The sequence below is a fragment of the Acinetobacter sp. YH12052 genome (assembly GCF_013419835.1).
GTDB classification, from domain to species: domain Bacteria; phylum Pseudomonadota; class Gammaproteobacteria; order Pseudomonadales; family Moraxellaceae; genus Acinetobacter; species Acinetobacter amyesii.
This window is the reverse complement of the sequence record NZ_VOZI01000007.1, coordinates 118,378-137,031: the sequence shown is the minus strand read 5'-3', so window position 1 is coordinate 137,031 and position 18,654 is coordinate 118,378. Positions and strand designations below refer to the sequence as shown.

Below are 18,654 nucleotides of genomic sequence, written 5' to 3'. Positions count from 1 at the left end.
ACCATGAAATGGAGTTTCCGCTTCGTGAGTGGTTTGTTGTTTTTAGCCAGCGTGATCGGTATGTCTTTTGCGCTGTTTTTAGAACATGTACAAGGCTTAGAACCTTGTCCGTTATGCGTATTCCAACGTATTGGTTTGATTGGACTCGGCATCATTTCATTGATTGCATTGATTCACAATCCAGCATCGAATTGGGGTAAACGCATTTACGCATTGTTGGGGACACTATCAATTCTATGGTCTGCTGGGGTGGCTGCGCGTCATATTTGGCTGCAAAACTTACCGCCAGACAAAGTACCTAGCTGTGGCCCAGGACTGGATTATTGGGTAGAAACGCTGCCTTTAAAATCGGTCTTTGAGCAAGTACTGACCGGCTCTGGTGAATGTGCCAAAGTGGATTGGACCTTCTTGGGACAATCCTTACCGGTTTGGTCATTGGTGTTTTTTGCAGTCTTAACTTTGCTCAGTCTTTGGCAGTTATTGCGTAAATACCCAAGCAAACCAGTGCCACGTTTACGTGATAAATTTTAATTCAGTGATACTAAAAAAGCCCTCAGTTGAGGGCTTTTTTTACGCATACACATGGTAGAAATTTTACTTTAGGTTAGGGCAATGCCTTCCATACTTTCCAAGTCCATCATAAATTCATAGATATGATCACAAGCTTTATCGTCATTGTTTGGATAGAACCAATGCACGATTTGCTCGGCCACTTGAGGGTGATGCTGAATTTCAAAATGGTTCAGGCCATAAAAAATCGCTTTATGTGAATCTGGCACTTTAAGCTGATAACGTGCATTTGGGTGTTCCCCTAAGGCACTTTTCACGCTGACCAAGTAATCTCCAATCACATGTCGCGTTTTATTGCGACGATGTTCATATTCAATGGTCCCTGCCACGAGGTAGGTATTGATATGTGATGGAATCGGGGCAGGTTTACGGTTGTCGTCCATGAGTCCAATGCGGACATCATTATGTTCCCAATCATCATCACGCACGCTGCCATAGCGCAAATCTAAAATGCCGTTACTGCGAATATTCACCACGTGACCTACGATTTTGACCAAGGGGAAACGCCCCAATTGATCTTGCAAATGAAATCCGACACGTTCAAGTACCGCACCATGATGTGGTGAGCCCAAGCAGACTAGATTTTCAACTTGATGAATCCATTGATACATATTTTGTTTGCCATAAAAAATGGCACTACGGGACACTAAGCCCCCCATACTATGACCAATTAAGTCGATACTGGTAATACCGGGGTTGCGACGGACCAAATCTTCTAATGTATTGGCAAGGCTGCGGCCATTGGTCGAAATACGACGACCCGTGTTGTAATTTAAATACAGCATGGTGTTGTGGTCACGTTGTGACAGTAATTTTTCACCAATGCCGCCATATTTGGCTGTCGACCATGACAGATGATTCATGCAGAGCCCATGAATCAACAGGGTAATACGACCGGTTAATTCGCCTTTTTGTACCGCACCATAATGGTCGTAAACCACCATTGGTAAGGCCATCGGGTTGTGATATTTCAGTAAATAGTCGCCCAAGACCCCATTCAGCGCGCCCACTAAAAAATGTAAAGACGGCGTGAGCGGTTTGTCGTGTAAGCGTGGGAATTTTTCAATAATGCTACGCAGCGTTGGTGCGAGTAAATAATTGCCATAATTGAAAAAGGTGTTGTAAGAAAATTCGTAAATCCGTGCAATGGTCGGCTGCTTATGAAAGGCTTTCGAGCCTTGTTCGCTCATTCCAAAAATACTGATTAAAATTTCACGTTGAATGTTTTTGATCAAGTCATGCACGACATCACTAAAACGCATTGTCACGAGTTGTGCCAAACCTTCCAGCACATCTGCTTGACTGGGTGGTGTGCGGTCCCATTTACAATAGGTTTCATGCAATGGTGTTAAGCTAGGCATAATGTTCCTATCCTTACATTCAATGCTATCCCTCGATTGTATTTATTACTGGAATAGCCTGAAGTTTCATTGTTTATTTTATAAAATTCTCACGAACAGCTTTTACAATACCGATAACAGACCTGTCGGTGAATGCCTTTTGTCTGACAATTTTACTAAAAATTCAAATTTAGAAAATGTGACGCAGTTAGCACTTATATGCCACTTTTAAAGCAATTTAAAGATCAATTTGGAATCAAAATGATGAATATTGTGTATTTGCATGGTTTTCAAAGTAACTCAAATTCAGTGAAAGGACAGATACTGCGGCGCCATTGCGCAGACTTAAATGGTGTGCACGTGCATTTGCCAGATTTGAATATGCCACCGCTACAGGTAATGCAGCAGATGTCAGAGCTGATTGAAGGTTTGGATGATGTGGTTTTGGTGGGCAGCAGTTTAGGTGGTTTTTATGCGACGCAGTTGATGGCACGGCATCATATTCCTGCAGTGCTCATCAATCCTGCGGTCTATCCATGGCAATTATTTCGTGATTTATTTGGCGAGACGGCATTACCCTATCAGGTGACTGAAACGTGGTGCTTGGATGATGCACAGCTAAATCAAATGCAGGCTTTGGCGGTATCTAAGGTTGAGAACGCAGATCAACTGTTGGTCTTGCTCCAACAAGGCGATGAAACCTTGGATTATCGAGATGCCGCTGGTTTTTATAGTGCGGCTCAAGCCGGCATGGCCATGTTGATCACTGAGGTGGGTGGAACACATGGCATGGATGATTTTGCAGAAAAAATACCGATGCTCTTGCAGTTTTTGTCCGATGCTGTCAAAAATATGCCTAAATAAAATGATCCAATCCAAATGCTGAAAAGCTAGATCCAACATACAAAAAATGGGCAGTTACGACATCATTTGACGTTTAAATTGTTTAAGAAAATGGCGGCTGATCGCAAGAGATATGCATTTTAATAAAAAAGCATATACTGTAGCGCTTGAAGAAATGTTTTAACCAAAAAAGCAGGGAATTTTGCAACGTGACGCAATATACGGCTCAATCACTTGAAGTTTTATCTGGCCTAGATCCGGTACGTCGTCGTCCGGGGATGTATACAGACACTACACGACCAAACCATTTGGCGCAGGAAGTGATAGATAACGCCGTCGATGAAGCGCTTGCAGGACATGCCAATAAAATTACCGTGACAGTGTATAAAGATGGCTCATTGTCAGTTGAAGATAATGGTCGTGGGATGCCAGTTGACATCCATCCTGAGTATGGTCAAAGCGGGATTGAAATCATTCTGACCAAACTGCATGCCGGCGGTAAATTCAGCACAGACAATTATCAATTTTCAGGTGGTCTGCATGGTGTAGGGATTTCTGTCGTCAACGCATTGTCCAACCGTGTTGAGGTGGAAGTTCAACGTCATGGCAACCTGTATAAAATGGCTTTTGAACACGGTGAACCAGTTGCGTCACTGGAAGTGTTAGAAGGTAAATGTGCCAAACGTGCGACAGGAACGACCGTGCATTTTTGGCCTGAAGCGAAATATTTTGACTCACCTAAATTTGCCTTAAAAGCGCTTAAACATAATTTAAAAGCCAAAGCAGTATTGGCAGCCGGTCTACAAATCATTTATGTCGATCAAATCAATAACGAAAAAATTGAATGGCAATTTGAAAATGGTCTGGTCGACTATTTGATGGATGAGCTACAAGACCGTGACATCGTTCCTGTTCCTGCATTTGTGGCGACTAGTGAAGCTGAACGTGCTAGTGCTGAATTTGCCATTTGCTGGAACGTTGAAGGCGGCGAACAGATTCAAGAAAGTTATGTCAATTTGATTCCAACTGCGCAAGGCGGTACACATGTCAACGGTTTACGTTCGGGTGTGACAGATGCGATTCGTGAGTTCTGTGAATTACGTAACTTATTGCCGCGTAATATGAAGCTGTCTGCTGAAGATGTGTGGGATGGCGTCAACTTTATTCTGTCTTTAAAATTCCAAGAGCCGCAATTTTCGGGTCAAACTAAAGAACGACTTTCAAGCCGTGAAGCCTCTGGTGTGGTGTTAAATATTGCCAAAGATGCCTTTGCACTGTGGCTGAATCAAAACTCCGATATTGCTATGCAACTGGCAGAAATGGTGATTGCCAAGGCCGGTCGCCGTTTAAAAGCTGCGAAGAAAGTTGAACGTAAAAAGATCGTTTCAGGTCCAGCTTTACCGGGTAAATTGGCTGACTGTGTGGGCCATACCCTCGAAGAATCAGAACTGTTTATTGTGGAAGGGGATTCTGCAGGTGGTTCTGCCAAGCAAGCACGTGATAAGAACTTCCAAGCGATCATGCCGATCCGTGGTAAGATTTTAAATACTTGGGAAGTGTCATCAGACGAGGTCTTAGCATCGCAAGAAGTACATGATATTGCGATTGCGATTGGTGTAGATCCAGGCAGTGACGACTTGTCAGAACTTCGTTATGGCAAGATTTGTATCTTGGCCGATGCGGACTCTGATGGTTTGCACATTGCGACTTTACTCTGCGCATTGTTCGTCAAACATTTCCATACTTTGGTTGAGGAAGGACATCTGTTTGTGGCGATGCCACCGCTGTTCCGTATAGATGACAATAAAGATGTGCACTATGCCTTGGATGAAGATGAACTAGAAAGCATCTTAAAGAAATGTAAAACCAAAAATCCTCAAATCACACGATTTAAAGGATTGGGCGAGATGAACGCGAGTCAGCTGCGTGAAACGACTATGGATCCCGATACACGTCGTTTAGTGCAACTGGACTTGGATGACGTACAGTTTACTTCAGGTTTACTCGACAAATTATTGGCGAAGAAGCGCTCTTCAGACCGTAAATATTGGTTGGAACAGAAGGGTAATTTGGCCGATTTAGCGGTTTAAAATTGCAACAAGGAAAAAACCACGCAAGTGGTTTTTTTTTGCTTCAAATTTAGGAAAAGCTGCATGATTTGTGTGCCAAAACACCGTGTTTTTTGAAAAACGTCGCAAAATTGTTCAATTATAGGTCAAATGTTGGATACAAGTTTGTATGCATCTTTGCGGTGATTTTACGATTTTTGAATCGACCCATAAAAAATTAAAAGCAAATTTTATGATTGTAACTATGTGAAAAATAACATTTAAAAATAAATAAAAGCACTCAATCAAAATAAAAAATAAGGCTTGGCACAGTTATTGAATTGCTCTGTTGTGATGAAAGACAACAAATGCATTTTAAAAATGTGAATTACAAGCTTAGGTTGGGAGTGTGAATAATGTTTCAACGCAATGTATTTGCTAAAAGTATTTTAGCGGCAACGATGACTGGGGCGATTGCTTTAACGGGCTGTTCAAAACCTGCAGAAGAAAAAACAGAAAGCGCTACATCAGAACCAAAAGCCGCTGCAGCAAGTGGCGATACTATTAAAGTCGGGATCTTACATTCGCTGTCAGGCACGATGGCGATCTCAGAAACTTCTCTAAAAGATACGGCCTTGATGGCGATTAATGAAATTAATGCCAATGGCGGGGTATTGGGCAAAAAACTAGAACCTGTGGTGGTGGATCCGGCATCGGACTGGCCACTATTTGCGGAAAAAACCCGTCAGTTGATTACCCAAGACAAAGTAGCCGTGATTTTTGGTTGCTGGACGTCGGTATCTCGTAAGTCGGTTTTACCCGTGGTTGAAGAATTAAATGGCTTATTGTTCTACCCTGTTCAGTATGAAGGTCAGGAACAGTCTAAAAATATTTTCTACACAGGTGCAGCACCGAATCAGCAAGCGATTCCTGCTGTTGAATATCTGATGAGTGAAGAGGGTGGTAAGGCAGAACGCTTTGTACTATTGGGCACAGACTATGTTTACCCACGTACCACCAACAAAATCTTACGTGCATTTTTGAAGTCGAAAGGCATTGCCGATGCAGACATCATGGAAGAATATACCCCATTTGGTCATAGCAACTATCAAACCATTGTGGGCAATGTGAAGAAGTTTGCGGCAGGGAAAAAGACTGCTGTGATCTCGACCATTAACGGCGATTCAAATGTGCCGTTCTATCGTGAATTGGGCAACCAAGGCATCAAAGCTGCGGATATTCCAGTGATGGCGTTCTCTGTGGGTGAAGAGGAATTACGCGGTATCGATACCAAGCCGCTGGTAGGACACTTGGCGTCGTGGAACTACTTCATGTCGGTGAAAAATCCAGTGAATACTGAATTCACCAATAAAATGAAGCAGTATGCCGTGGAATACAAACTGCCAAATGCCGATAAATTTGTGACCAATGACCCGATGGAGGCTACCTATGTCGGCATCAATATGTGGAAACAAGCGGTAGAAAAAGCAGGAAGCACAGATGTCGATAAAGTGCGTGAAGCTATGGCCGGCCAAGAATTTAAAGCGCCATCGGGCTATACCTTGCAAATGGATGCGTCGAACCATCATTTGCATAAACCAGTCATGATTGGTCAGATCCGTGCCGATGGTCAGTTTGATGTGGTGCACAAAACCGCAAAAACCATTGCTGCAGAGCCATGGAGCCCGTACATCCCGAAATAATTCAATCCAAATGCCTACTGCCATTGTGTAGTGGGCATGTTTTGATGTGATCCCTAGATGGGGTTGTTCTATTACTCAATAGGGATGCTTATAAGATGAAAAAATTACGCAATTTCCCGATCCTTTTTCTATTCCTGAGCCAATTATTCTGTCTGCAAATCGTGCATGCAGAAACTGCAGCGGATGTGGTGTCTACGGTGCAATCTGTGCAGCAAGGTGACGCCATTCAGCAATTTGTTCGCGGGAGTTTTACCGAGCGCCGCAGCTTACTCAATCAATGGCCGGGCGATATTGAATCCTTAGATCAGTTGGCCGCATTGGTCGAAAAAGACCAGTTATATAGTGGTCAAAGCGGTCAAACCTATATTTTAGAAACTGACGAAAAATTATTGAGCTATCCTGATTTGCAAACCGTGACGGATTGGCCTGCCGATTTATCTCAAGTCACCTTGGTGAATACCCTTCGTAAAGCCTTAACGTTTGCGCAAGCGAAAGAAAAGCTGCAATCGGATGATTTAAACCAACGTTTGGATGCAATTGATATTTTAGAAAATAACTTGGCTGAGTTGGATGTTAAAAATATTAATCAATTGTATTTAAATGAAAAAAATAACAAAGTTAAAGCCCGTTTAGCGCAGCTCAAAGCACGCTTGGATTATCAAAACCCTGATGTTTTACAAAAAATACAGGCGGCCAAAGTGCTGCAAGATTCTAACCGTCCCGATGTGTTGGCGATGGTGGAACAGGAATTACAACAAGCCAACCTGCATCCTGAGTTAAAAGCCGCACTGACAGAAGCCAAGAGCAATATTAAAACTCGTATTCAGGCCAGTGAATGGACTGGACATGTCTTTTCAGGTCTCAGCACGGCCAGTATTTTACTACTGGCGGCGTTGGGCTTAGCCATTACGTATGGTCTGCTAGGCGTGATTAACATGGCGCATGGTGAACTGATCATGATCGGGGCCTATACCACTTATGTGGTGCAAAGCCTGTTTAAGAGTCTTCTCAGTAGCTATGTCGATTGGTACTTGATTGCCGCGATTCCTGCTGCATTTATTGTAAGTGCTTTGATCGGCATGTTGATTGAACGTACTGTTATTCGTCCCTTGTATGGCCGTCAATTGGAAACACTATTAGCCACCTTTGGTGTGAGCTTAATTTTAATGCAAGTGGTGCGCATGGTTTTTGGTGCGCAGAACGTTGAGGTGTCGAATATTTCATGGCTGTCAGGGGGCATTGCTGTGACACCGAGTCTGATGCTGCCTTATAACCGTATTGCCATTATTGGCTTTACCGTTGCGGTACTCCTATTACTGGTTTACTTGCTGAATAAAACCCGCTTTGGTTTATTTGTTCGTGCCGTGACGCAAAACCGTCAAATGGCACAGGCCGTAGGTATCCGTTCTAGCCGCATTGACATGATGGCTTTTGGTTTAGGTTCGGGGCTTGCAGGTCTAGCAGGCTGTGCCTTAGCACAAGTCGGCAATGTCGGTCCTGATTTAGGACAAAACTATATTATCGATGCGTTCTTGGTGGTTGTGGTGGGTGGTGTTGGCCAAGTATGGGGCGCAGTACTGGCTGCATTAGGTCTAGGTGTTAGTGGCACAGTGCTGGAAATCGGCATGGGTGCAGTCTTAGCGAAAATTATTCTACTGGTTCTTGTGATTTTGTTTATTCAAAAACGTCCACAAGGTTTGTTTGCCATCAAAGGCCGTTTTGTGGAGTAAGCGCATGAAAATCACTTCGTTATTATCGGATAAACCCTATAGCGGTATGGCGATTGCCGTGTGCTTTGCCATTTTGCTGATTTTACCTTGGTTACATGTATTACCCGCCGATTCAGCACTGCATTTATCAGCGTATTGGGTCACGCTCATTGGCAAAATTATGTGTCTCGCCTTGGTGGCATTGGCCTTAGATTTGGTTTGGGGCTATGCCGGCATTTTAAGCTTGGGGCATGGTTTGTACTTTGCCTTGGGCGGCTATGCCTTTGGCATGTATCTCATGCGTGAAGCGGCAGGCGATGGCTTACCCGACTTTATGCGCTTTTTGAGTTGGACCGAGCTACCGTGGTACTGGATGGGTACTGAACATATCGTGTGGGCATTGGCTTTGGTGGTTTTGGTCCCAGGACTGATTGCCTTCATTTTTGGCTTCTTTGCCTTCCGCTCAAAAATTAAAGGCGTGTATTTTTCAATTATTACCCAAGCCATGACCTTTGCTGCGGCGCTACTGTTTTTCCGCAATGAAACCGGCTTTGGCGGTAACAACGGCTTTACCGGTTTTAAAACCATTTTGGGTATGGATATTACCTCTGCACCAATGCGTGCAACCTTATGTTTCCTCACTGCGCTGACTTTGCTGGTCTGTTTTGTCGGCTTACGCCACCTGATGAATAAACCCTATGGTCGTGTACTCGGTGCAATTCGTGACAGTGAAAACCGTTTGCAATATTTAGGTTACCGCACCTTATGGTACAAGCTCTCTGCATGGGTGTTGTCTGCCGTGATCGCAGGGATTGCAGGCGCTCTGTATGTACCCCAAGTTGGCATTATTAACCCGAGTGAGATGAACCCTGTCAATTCGATTGAAATGGCGGTGTGGGTGGCTGCAGGTGGTCGCGGTACGCTGATTGGCCCGATACTGGGTGCAGGTTTGATCAACGGGATGAAGACCTATTTCACGGTGGCTTATCCAGAGGTATGGCTATTGATTTTAGGTGCGCTGTTTATTGTGGTAACGATATTCCTGCCAAATGGCGTGATTGGGCTATTAGAGCGGTTTAAAAAGGAGCGCAGCGAATGAATGATCAATGGGTTCAACCGCATGGCGGTCATGCCGCAGAAGGTTATGGACGACCGAAAGAGCAGGGTGCGGACTTCAGTCACGGGATAGCCCTGTATTTGGAAAAAGTCAGCGTCTGGTTTGATTCTTTCCGCGCATTAAATGATTTATCGTTATATATCAAAGAAGGTGAGCTGCGCTGCATCATTGGTCCCAATGGTGCAGGCAAAACCACGCTGATGGATGTGATTACCGGTAAAACTCGTCCGACAGAAGGTTCGGCTTTTTTTGGGCAAACCTATGATTTGGCAAAAATGAGCACGGAGCAAATAGCAGAAGCCGGAATCGGTCGTAAGTTTCAAAAGCCAACCGTATTTGAAAATTTTACCGTGATGGAAAATCTGTTATTGGCTGCACCTAAAGATAAACGGGTGAAAAAGAGTTTTTTCAGCAAACTCGATCCAGATGCGCAAAACGCCTTGGACGAATCTTTAGCACAAATCCGCTTAGAAGAATTGATCCATAAACCGGCAGGGCTGTTGTCACATGGTCAAAAGCAGTGGTTAGAAATAGGCATGCTACTGATGCAGCGCCCAAAGTTGATTTTGCTGGATGAACCTGTAGCAGGGATGACCGATGCTGAAACAGAGCGCACTGCAGAGCTATGTTTAGAGTTAAAAAAGAACCACACCCTTATCGTGGTTGAACATGACATGAGCTTTATTGACACCATCAGTGAAAAAGTCACCGTGTTGGCGCAAGGTGCGATTTTGGCAGAGGGTACATTGGCCGAAGTCCAAGCCAATGAAGATGTCATTGAAAAATATCTCGGACGTTAAGGAGCAGACCATGTTAGAAGTCAAAGACGTCAATCAGTTTTATGGTGGCAGTCATATTTTAAGAGATGTGACATTTGCCGCTCCTGTGGGCGCATGTTCGGTGGTGCTCGGGCGAAATGGTGTGGGTAAAACCACCCTCTTAAAATGTTTAATGGGCATTTTACCGATCAAGTCAGGGCAGATCCTACTGGATGGCAAAGATATTTCTAAGCTAAGTCCAGAACAGCGTGTACGTGAAGGCTTAGCTTATGTACCGCAAGGGCGGGATATTTTCTCGACCTTGACCGTTGAAGAAAATATTTTGATTGGGATGGCAAAATTTAAAGGCGCTAAAACCCGAAAAGTGCCAGAACATCTCTATGAGATTTTCCCCGTATTGGATGAAATGAAACATCGACGAGGTGGAGATTTATCTGGAGGTCAGCAGCAGCAATTGGCGATTGCCCGTGCGCTTGCTTCCGAACCGCGGGTATTGATTTTAGATGAACCGACTGAAGGCATTCAGCCCTCGATTATTAAAGACATTGGTCGTGTGATTCGTCAGTTAGCTGATGGCGGAGAAATGGCGATTGTTTTGGTTGAACAGTTTTATGATTTTGCAGAAGAACTGGCAGATGAATATACCGTGATGGCGCGGGGGCAAGTGATTGCACAAGGTGTCGGTAGTGAAATGCCCGAAAAAGGCATTCGGGAACTGGTGGCGATTTAGGTTGTTTAATACCCTCTTTTGCTCCATATTTTGGGGCAAGAGAGGGGGTAGGTATTTTACTCACGGCTGTAATGCTTAAAGGGAGGAAATTTTTATGTGGATTAAAGTTCAATGTTTTCAGGCCAAAGAAAATAGCCACCATATTGATTGGGCTTGAATTCTCCTCCAATGAATTTACCTGAATCTGTAAGCGTATGCTTACCTTCTGCTTTTTCTTCAAGTAACCCTTTACTCACCAATAGTTCTAATAATTCAGGGGTTTTTAATTTGTGCTTTGCGGCGAGTTTTGAACTGGTTAATTTAGATTGTAAAAGTGATTCTTCTTCATTTTTTTCAATAGTAGGTTTTTCTGCTTTCACCTCATCTAAAGTAATGCGTACTTCATCACTGATGCGAATAATACGTTGGGCTTCTTCATAGGCATCTTTAAAGACTTCATCATCTTCGTATTTACGAACTAAAATCCCCATTTCATTGTTATTTACTTGGCTAAATTCATAAAGATTTAAACTTGAAATAATGCATTCACCTTCATTTAAATAGCACTTTGCATGCAAATTTTTACAAAAGCTCACGCGGACATAATCCAGTTTTTGCATCCATTTTATTTCATCTGGATGTAAGTCACTCTTACCGTAGACAATACGAATATCAATTTTCATACGGTCTTTATCTTCAAGAAGCTCCTTAATACGGTCATTTAAACGTAAATAGGGGCTGATTAAAATCAAACGCTCTTTGGCATTTTTGATTAACTCTTCAAGAAAGAAGTTAGTGCCACTGGTATTTAAGAATTTTGCCATTTATCCCCCTGATTAATTTTGATAATTTTAAATTTTAGCGCATAAAATTCATACTTTGAAATAATTCGCTTTTAAACTTTAGACATGCATTTGTTTTTTGATAGCAGGTGGTCTAATTGAATTGGCGGTAAGCATAGTAATAGTGAGTTACTTATGATTTCAGTCGGAATAGATTGGGCTATACATGAATTGAATAAGTCAGCTGATATACAAAAAATTGTATAATTATTGCTCAATAAAAGTTAATCTTAACTAAATACATAACAAGAAGATAAGAATATGGACGCGATATTATATTTGATCCCACCGAATGATTTGGAAACTCTGATTTTAGAAGCAGAAACCCCTCAAGATGTCTTGGATTCACCTTTTGTACAACACTCCTTTTTTTTAGGGGAAGCGTGGCAAGAGTTGAATCCATTATTAAGCGTGAACAGTGATTCAGCTGCGGCACTGAGTTATGCCATTCAGGCAGAACATCCTTTGTCAGAGCGACGACCGGGACTGAGCCTTGCAGTGCATTACAATACTGTAGTTCGCGTTGCAGAAATCCATCCGGCATTACAACAGTTAAGCGTGGATGAAATCAAAAAACGTTATTTGGTCACGATTGCAGAAACCGCACCTGAGCAAGAGCTCAAATTGGCCGAATTAAAACTGCTTTTTTTACAGTTACAAGACCTTTATCGTGATGCAGCGCGTCATAATTTATCGGTGCTGAGTGTGATTCAAGATGGTATTCGTTTGGATAAATTACCATAAACACAGCTCAACACGGGCTATAACTGAAGTTGCATCAGGACGAGATCACGCCATTCACCAAACTTTTGTCCCACTTCAGGCATATAACCTGTTTGCTTAAAGCCTAATTTTTTGTGTAGGGCAATCGAGGCGCTATTGCCGTGGTCAATGCCTGCAATCATGACATGCATATTTTGGCTTTTGGCATGCTGAATCAGATGTTCTAATAATTGCTGACCAAGACCGAGTCGAGCATAGTTTGGGTCAATATAGACAGAGTGCTCAACAGTATGTCGATAGCCAGCAAAATGACGGAATGAACCATAGTCAGCATAACCCGCGATTTGATGCTGTTCTTGATCTTCAATCACCACAAAAGGAAAATTTTGCTTTTGAAAATCCAGCAATTTCTGTTGAAAAGAGTCAAGGGTATAAGCTTGATCATTCCATGTCGCAAAGCCGTTGAGAACTTCATGATTATAGATTGCGAGAATGGCCGCTAAGTCTTGTGGAGTTGCAGGTCGAATGAGAAAAGACATGCGCAAATTTCTGATAAAAATAAAGTCAATTTAAAAACTTAGGCATAAAAAAAGCAAGGTGATGAACCTTGCTTTTTTCTTCATAGCGTTCTGAGTTGAACTTAGAAGTGGTATTTCACCAAAGCGCTGACATCGTTTTGGTCCTGACCTTTCAGGCCATATTTGTTGTTCCAAACCGAGTGTTCAACACCTACGTAGAGCTTAGTCTTAGGAGAGATATGCTTACCGATATTCCATTTATATTGGCTTGTCCAGTTTAATTCACTAGCTTGCGCCCCTTTTTCAGCTGTTGACCAGTCAAGGAAAGCATCTACTAGAAAATCTTCAGAGCCAATTTTAAATGGCACAGCATAAGTGATCGTCATTTGATAATCATCTTTAGTACCGGCTGATTTAGAATCATTATCGGCTTTATAGAAGTTGATGTTTGCATACTGTGTATATGGAATGTCTAAAGCAAAGCCAATACCATACAAGAAGTTATTAAACTCAGAATTTTTGTCGTAGCCGGCATTATGTTCCCAAGTCGTTGCAATCAGAACGTCTTTGATCGGCCCCATAGAAAGGTCTTTACCAGAAACTTCGCCTAAGCTAAGGCGCGGTGCAAGCTCAAGGTAAGTCGATGCTTCATCATCTTTGTCCCAAGCTTGGTCAACGAAGAAGAATACATCTGAATATTTCAGTTTAGCGGCATATTCTGCTGTGATCGTTTTCTGTTCATTGTTGTCACCATCAAAAGGCACAACATAATTTTCACCATATAGGCCAGTTAAGCTGAAATCTTGCCATACGATAGGTGAAGCTTGAGTGAAAGCAGCAGCAGATGCTAATGCACATGATGCAACGATTTGTGTAAGTTTCATTAAAAAATATCTCCCCCGAGAAGCACTGAAAGCATACAGATTATTAAGCAAAAATAAAGCCAAATTTTACTCAACGGCAAAATTGTTTTGTAATTTGAAGGTGAAATACGCTGTGAATGATCGATGATGGTAAAGCGAGATTTTGAGTTGGAATGGAATTGTGCAAATTGAAGGTGGACGTCGATGAAATGCACAAAAATATGACCCAAATCAATTAAAACAATGCAAATCTACAATAAAGTCTTACTTTTTGTATGTATATTAAAAAAATATCAAAATAGCACTTGCAAAATTCTAACTTAAGACCGATATTCGAAGTATAAGGACACGGATCTGCAGACTCTAAAGTGTTCATCATTCAATGTGGAGGACGACGTTCCATACAAAGTTGAAGATGGTCATTGCTGTAACATTTACAGCAAATGTAACGTGCCAAGATAATAAGTTTTGCACAAATTTTTATAGCTAATACAGATAGATATGAGGATGATATTATGAACATTGAAATCCGTACAGATAAAAACATTATAAACAGTGATCGACTAATTACATACGTTCGTGCAGAACTTAATGAAGAATTTCAGCGCCATAGTGAACGCATTACCCACTTTTCGGTGCATTTAAGTGATGAAAATGGGGACAAGGGCGGCAGCGACGACATAAAATGTATGATTGAAGCACGTCCAGCAGGTTTGAAGCCTGTCGTGGTCAACCATCGTGGTCATAATGTAGATACAGCTATTCACGGTGCAATTGATCGACTTAAACGTAGTCTTGAACATGTGTTCGAAAAGAAAGAGAACCCGCGCAGTACGCAACCTGCTTTTGCTGATGCGGATGACAGCGTAGACGACGAATAAGTCTCAAAATTTAAAAAAAGCCCTGCGGGGCTTTTTTTGTGTGTTTTGTATTTTGTTTTACATGAAATTCAAACAAACGCAGCTTTATTCGGCATAATAGATCAAAATAAATTGAAGTGAGCTTTCCAGATGTTAACAGCGCAACAACAGCTTTTTGTGCAAGCGTTAGAAGAACAAGATCTTGCACAGGTGCAACGCCTGTTGGCAGATGGTCTTAATCCAAATTTTATCGACTTTGAAAAAGGACCTGCGGTTTCTGTATGGTCTGATGGTTTGTTTCAATGGTGGGAAATGGTTTGCGAAGCGTATGAAGCAGGCCAACCTTTAACAGCAGAACAGAAAACACAACATTTAGACGTACATATGCAAATCTTGGAAGCGCTGATTCAAGCCAAAGCCAATGTGCATTTATGGGATGCTGAAGAAATTTATGGTCCATTATGGGACGCCGCGAGTGCAGCATGTGTCCCTGCGGTACAGCGCTTATTGGATGAAAAAGTGAATCCAAATATGATTGATAGCGATGGTTTAACCATTTTATCGTCGATTAGTGAATTATTTTTTGACTGTGATTTTGACGCGGTAAATTGGTCAGAAGCATTGGAAGAAGAAAAACAAACCTTGGAGCTTTTGCGTAGCCATGGCGCAAAAATGACCAAAGAATTAGCATAATTGTGAGTAAAAACATGACTGTATTTAAAGTTTTAAGCATTGCAACATTATCCAGTTTGAGCCTGTCTGCATTTGCGGCGGATTTTTCATTTGACCGTCCGGGTGCGGGTATGGGTACAGGCATTACCCCTGTTGGTCGTTTGGCATGGGAACAAAGTTTGCCAGCAGCGAGCTATAGTGAAAGTCGTGATGAAAATGGTGAAAAAGTAAAAAACACCACTTTAAATGCAGACATGTTGTTCCGTACTGGTTTGGCAAAAGATTTGGAATTGCAATTGGGTTGGCAAGGTCCGGCATGGTCTAAAACCAAAGTTGCGGGTCGCTCAGTTGAAGACGATGGTTTGGGTGATGTCAGCATTGGTCTGAAAAAAGCCATTGATTTGAATGATGAGAAATTGTCGATGGCTATTCTTGCTGAAGCGATTATTGCAACAGGCAATGAAGGTTTTAGTGCTGAGGACGATATTTATAGTCTGACTTCCGCTGTGGCTTATGATTATAGCGATACAATTGGGACTTCAATGACCATGCGTTATGAAGTTCAAGATGGTGATTGGGCTGTGAGTGCCATTCCAGGAATGGAATATCAAATTGCGGGTAATTTATCGGGTTTTTCTGAGCTGGTTTATCGCAAAGCAGAGAGTACGGATCAGGAAGTGTCTTTGGCTTCCGGTCTAACGTATGCCGTTTCGGATCGTATGCAGTTGGATGCGAGCGTCGGTCTAGAACTCACTGGCGGTCATAAAAATTATCAGTCAGGTTTGGGTGTATCTTACCTGTTCTAAAAAAACCTAAATTTTAAAACGTAAAAATACAGACTGAGGATGAATTCAGCTGAATGAAACAATGGACTTATGTTGCGGCAGCGGCTGTGCTGTCGTTCAGTATGGGCGTCTCTGCTCAGGATGCATTACTTTCAGCTGAAGATGCTTTTCCTTTCTCAGTGGTCTCTGATCGTGCAGATCAGGCGGAGCTGAGTTGGGATATTCCAGCGCATTATTATCTATATCAGCACAAAATAGAGGTGAAGCAGGGCAATCAAGTTTTAGCTTTGGATTTGCCTGCTGCTGAGGATTTAAAAGACGATAACTATGGTCATACGCAGGTGTATTACCAACAGTTGAGTTTTAAAATTCCGACTCAAAAACTGCAGACCTATCAAGTCAGTTGGCAAGGCTGTGCCAAGGATCGGGTGTGTTATCCACCACAGAGCATCAGCTTTGAAACGGATGCTTCTGGCTTGGTCACACAGCAAAATCTTGCCAGTCCAAATAAACGCTTACTCGATTTTGCAGCAGAAAATACTGCCGAACAGCCTACGGCGAATCGTTTAGATCAGCAGCGGGCAGATAATGCTGCACTGGCTTCTGATCGCTATACCGCAAGTGACCAAATGTGGTCTGAAAAATTAGCACAAAGCTCCATATTTTATGGCCTTTTCCTGTTTTTTGGCTTGGGTTTTTTGTTGGCCTTTACCCCTTGTTCATTGCCAATGCTGCCGATTTTAACCTCACTGATTGTCCGCGACAGCCGAGGTTTAAAAGCGTGGATGATTGCACTGACTTTTGTCACCAGTTTGGCGATGGTGTATGCCATTCTTGGCTTGGTGGCCTCGTCAGCAGGTTTGAATTTCCAGCGTTGGTTGCAACAACCCTCGACTTTAATTGCCTTTAGCGTGCTCTTTGTGGTTTTTGCCCTGAATTTATTTGGTTTATTTGAGCTGAAATTGCCACGCAGTTGGGTCAATCGCTTAGACCAAGCTCAGTCGATGCAAAAAGGTGGTAGTCTCGTTGGCGCAGGGGTCATGGGGATGATTTCTGCATTGCTGGTCGGTCCTTGCATGACAGCACCGTTGGCAGGCGCATTATTATTTATTTCGCAAACCCAAAGCCAGTGGCAAGGTGCATTATTGTTATTCACTCTCGGCTTTGGCATGGGTACACCGCTATTGTTGGCCAGTGTCCTTGGCTCACGGGTATTGCCTAAAGCGGGTTTGTGGATGAATCAAATCAAGGTGCTTTTTGCTTTCATCATGTTGGCATTGGCTTTGTATTTTATTCGACCATTGATCAGTGAAGCTTGGTTACAGTGGTTATCCCTTGCTCTGGGTCTGGTGTTTAGCGCTTATGTGCTTTGGCGCATTTTATGGCGCAGTACTCAGCTCAAATGGTTGTATATCTTGGTGTTCTGTGCAGCCGTACCTTATATTGTGTACAGTCAATATCAACACAGCCAACGTTTTTTAGTCGAAGAAAACCAACAGCAAAGTGCTTGGCATGTGGCACATACAGCGGAAGAGTTTCAACGTTTGTTAAGTGAAATTCCTCAAGGTCAATCCGCAATTATTGATGTCTATGCCGATTGGTGTGTGGCCTGTCAGCCGATTGAACATAAAGTTTTAAAATCGGCAGCAGTACAACAGGCTTTGGCACCGTATTATTTAATTAAGTTGGATTTGAGTCAGTATGATGCAACCCATCAAGTACTGCTTAATCAATGGGATATTTTAGGGCCACCGACCTATTTATTTTTAGATACAGCACATCAAGAGATACGTGGACTGCGTTTGACGGGTGCTTTTAGCGAGAAAGAATTGCTAGCGCAATTGGAAAAATTTAAATCGCGTGGAGAATAAAAATGATGCAATTATATATTGCCAATAAAAACTATTCGACGTGGTCTATGCGACCGTGGTTGGTGTTACACGCGTTTAATTTACCCTTTCAAGAGATCTTGATTCCTTTTTCTGAAGAAGCAGATGGCGGAGCATTCAAGCAGCAAATGTTAGCCCTACATGCCAATGGCAAAGTGCCCCTACTGCAACATGACGGTGTGATGATTTGGGACTCATTGGCGATTTGTGAATATTTGGCAGAGCAGTTTCAAGAGCTTCCACTGTGGCCAAAAGATGCTACACAACGTGCATGGGCACGGAGTATTTGCGCGGAAATGCACAGTAGTTTTATGCAATTGCGTAGCTTATGCAGTATGAATCTTCAGGCGGATTATGGTCGGCATGGTCAGAGATTATGGTCTGAACATGCCGAATTGCGTGCTGAAGTGACTCGAATCGAGCAGATTTGGTCGAGTCGTACTGCGGTGGATGGCTTTCTATGCGGTGAGTTTAGTATTGCTGATGCGTTTTTTGCACCCGTGGTAACACGTTTACAGACCTTTCAGTTACCCTTGAGTGACAACACACGTCGTTATATGCAAAAGATTTTGCAGCATCCTTCTGTGGAGGCATGGATCACGGCTGCTCAACAGGAACAGCCAGTCCGTCGAATGGAACAGTATCCACGTTAAAAGCTCAACGACGCATCTGAGCTGTAGAAAA

At 42.7% G+C, this 18,654-nt stretch carries 18 protein-coding genes; 14 read left to right on the top strand and 4 right to left on the bottom strand.

Features of this window, described 5'->3' with window-relative positions; genetic code table 11:
• Positions 1–3: 3 nt before the first annotated feature.
• Positions 4–531, top strand: coding sequence for a disulfide bond formation protein B (locus FTU06_RS07020; RefSeq protein ID WP_078190602.1), 528 nt, complete (start codon positions 4–6; stop codon positions 529–531).
• 68 nt (positions 532–599) lie between these two features.
• Here the strand turns inward: FTU06_RS07020 and FTU06_RS07015 are convergent, their stop codons facing one another.
• A complete protein-coding gene (locus FTU06_RS07015; RefSeq protein ID WP_180025879.1) occupies positions 600–1,931 on the bottom strand; it encodes an alpha/beta hydrolase in 1,332 nt (443 codons plus the stop codon).
• 243 nt (positions 1,932–2,174) lie between these two features.
• Here FTU06_RS07015 and FTU06_RS07010 point away from each other — a divergent pair, with 243 nt between their 5' ends.
• The 7 genes from FTU06_RS07010 (at position 2,175) to urtE (ending at position 10,839) form a co-directional block, all read left to right on the top strand.
• Positions 2,175–2,774, top strand: coding sequence for a YqiA/YcfP family alpha/beta fold hydrolase (locus tag FTU06_RS07010; protein ID WP_180049795.1), 600 nt, complete (start codon positions 2,175–2,177; stop codon positions 2,772–2,774).
• 188 nt (positions 2,775–2,962) lie between these two features.
• On the top strand, positions 2,963–4,843 hold the full coding sequence (gene parE / locus FTU06_RS07005; RefSeq protein WP_180145731.1) for a DNA topoisomerase IV subunit B: 1,881 nt from the start codon (positions 2,963–2,965) through the stop codon (positions 4,841–4,843).
• Between the two features lie 374 nt (positions 4,844–5,217).
• The gene (gene urtA, locus FTU06_RS07000) at positions 5,218–6,504 is read left to right on the top strand and encodes an urea ABC transporter substrate-binding protein (protein WP_180004371.1); all 1,287 of its coding nucleotides are present in this window, start codon (positions 5,218–5,220) and stop codon (positions 6,502–6,504) included.
• A 95-nt stretch (positions 6,505–6,599) separates the two neighbouring features.
• Positions 6,600–8,234, top strand: coding sequence for an urea ABC transporter permease subunit UrtB (gene urtB, locus FTU06_RS06995; RefSeq protein ID WP_180145728.1), 1,635 nt, complete (start codon positions 6,600–6,602; stop codon positions 8,232–8,234).
• A gap of 4 nt (positions 8,235–8,238) precedes the next feature.
• Positions 8,239–9,312, top strand: a complete 1,074-nt coding sequence (gene urtC / locus FTU06_RS06990; protein ID WP_168379684.1) for an urea ABC transporter permease subunit UrtC — start codon at positions 8,239–8,241, stop codon at positions 9,310–9,312.
• Positions 9,309–10,130, top strand: a complete 822-nt coding sequence (urtD, locus tag FTU06_RS06985) for an urea ABC transporter ATP-binding protein UrtD (protein ID WP_068532837.1) — start codon at positions 9,309–9,311, stop codon at positions 10,128–10,130. Before urtC ends, urtD begins: the two co-directional genes overlap by 4 nt.
• A 10-nt stretch (positions 10,131–10,140) precedes the next feature.
• Positions 10,141–10,839 (top strand): urea ABC transporter ATP-binding subunit UrtE, encoded by a 699-nt coding sequence (gene urtE, locus FTU06_RS06980; protein WP_068532840.1) that lies wholly within the window; start codon positions 10,141–10,143, stop codon positions 10,837–10,839.
• Between the two features lie 101 nt (positions 10,840–10,940).
• Here the strand turns inward: urtE and FTU06_RS06975 are convergent, their stop codons facing one another.
• Positions 10,941–11,642 carry a phospholipase D family protein gene (locus FTU06_RS06975; protein WP_180066482.1) on the bottom strand — a complete coding sequence of 234 codons (702 nt, stop codon included), beginning with the start codon at positions 11,640–11,642 and terminating at the stop codon, positions 10,941–10,943.
• Positions 11,643–11,921: 279 nt separating this feature from the next.
• On the opposite strand from FTU06_RS06975, the gene FTU06_RS06970 reads away from it, so the two are divergent.
• The gene (locus FTU06_RS06970) at positions 11,922–12,404 is read left to right on the top strand and encodes a DUF1877 family protein (protein WP_180088705.1); all 483 of its coding nucleotides are present in this window, start codon (positions 11,922–11,924) and stop codon (positions 12,402–12,404) included.
• A gap of 17 nt (positions 12,405–12,421) precedes the next feature.
• Here the strand turns inward: FTU06_RS06970 and FTU06_RS06965 are convergent, their stop codons facing one another.
• The gene (locus FTU06_RS06965; RefSeq protein WP_180088707.1) at positions 12,422–12,922 is read right to left on the bottom strand and encodes a GNAT family N-acetyltransferase; all 501 of its coding nucleotides are present in this window, start codon (positions 12,920–12,922) and stop codon (positions 12,422–12,424) included.
• A 101-nt stretch (positions 12,923–13,023) separates the two neighbouring features.
• Complete coding sequence (locus FTU06_RS06960; RefSeq protein WP_168379688.1) at positions 13,024–13,785, bottom strand: outer membrane protein OmpK; 762 nt, start codon at positions 13,783–13,785, stop codon at positions 13,024–13,026.
• Positions 13,786–14,279: 494 nt separating this feature from the next.
• Between FTU06_RS06960 and FTU06_RS06955 the strand changes: the two genes are divergently transcribed.
• The 5 genes from FTU06_RS06955 (at position 14,280) to FTU06_RS06935 (ending at position 18,623) form a co-directional block, all read left to right on the top strand.
• Positions 14,280–14,645 carry an HPF/RaiA family ribosome-associated protein gene (locus FTU06_RS06955; protein ID WP_180088709.1) on the top strand — a complete coding sequence of 122 codons (366 nt, stop codon included), beginning with the start codon at positions 14,280–14,282 and terminating at the stop codon, positions 14,643–14,645.
• Positions 14,646–14,774: 129 nt separating this feature from the next.
• Complete coding sequence (locus tag FTU06_RS06950) at positions 14,775–15,317, top strand: ankyrin repeat domain-containing protein (RefSeq protein ID WP_180088711.1); 543 nt, start codon at positions 14,775–14,777, stop codon at positions 15,315–15,317.
• Between the two features lie 14 nt (positions 15,318–15,331).
• On the top strand, positions 15,332–16,102 hold the full coding sequence (locus FTU06_RS06945; RefSeq protein ID WP_180022329.1) for a transporter: 771 nt from the start codon (positions 15,332–15,334) through the stop codon (positions 16,100–16,102).
• A gap of 53 nt (positions 16,103–16,155) precedes the next feature.
• Positions 16,156–17,952, top strand: a complete 1,797-nt coding sequence (gene dsbD / locus FTU06_RS06940) for a protein-disulfide reductase DsbD (RefSeq protein ID WP_180088713.1) — start codon at positions 16,156–16,158, stop codon at positions 17,950–17,952.
• A 2-nt stretch (positions 17,953–17,954) separates the two neighbouring features.
• On the top strand, positions 17,955–18,623 hold the full coding sequence (locus FTU06_RS06935) for a glutathione S-transferase family protein (protein ID WP_180145722.1): 669 nt from the start codon (positions 17,955–17,957) through the stop codon (positions 18,621–18,623).
• Positions 18,624–18,654: the final 31 nt, after the last annotated feature.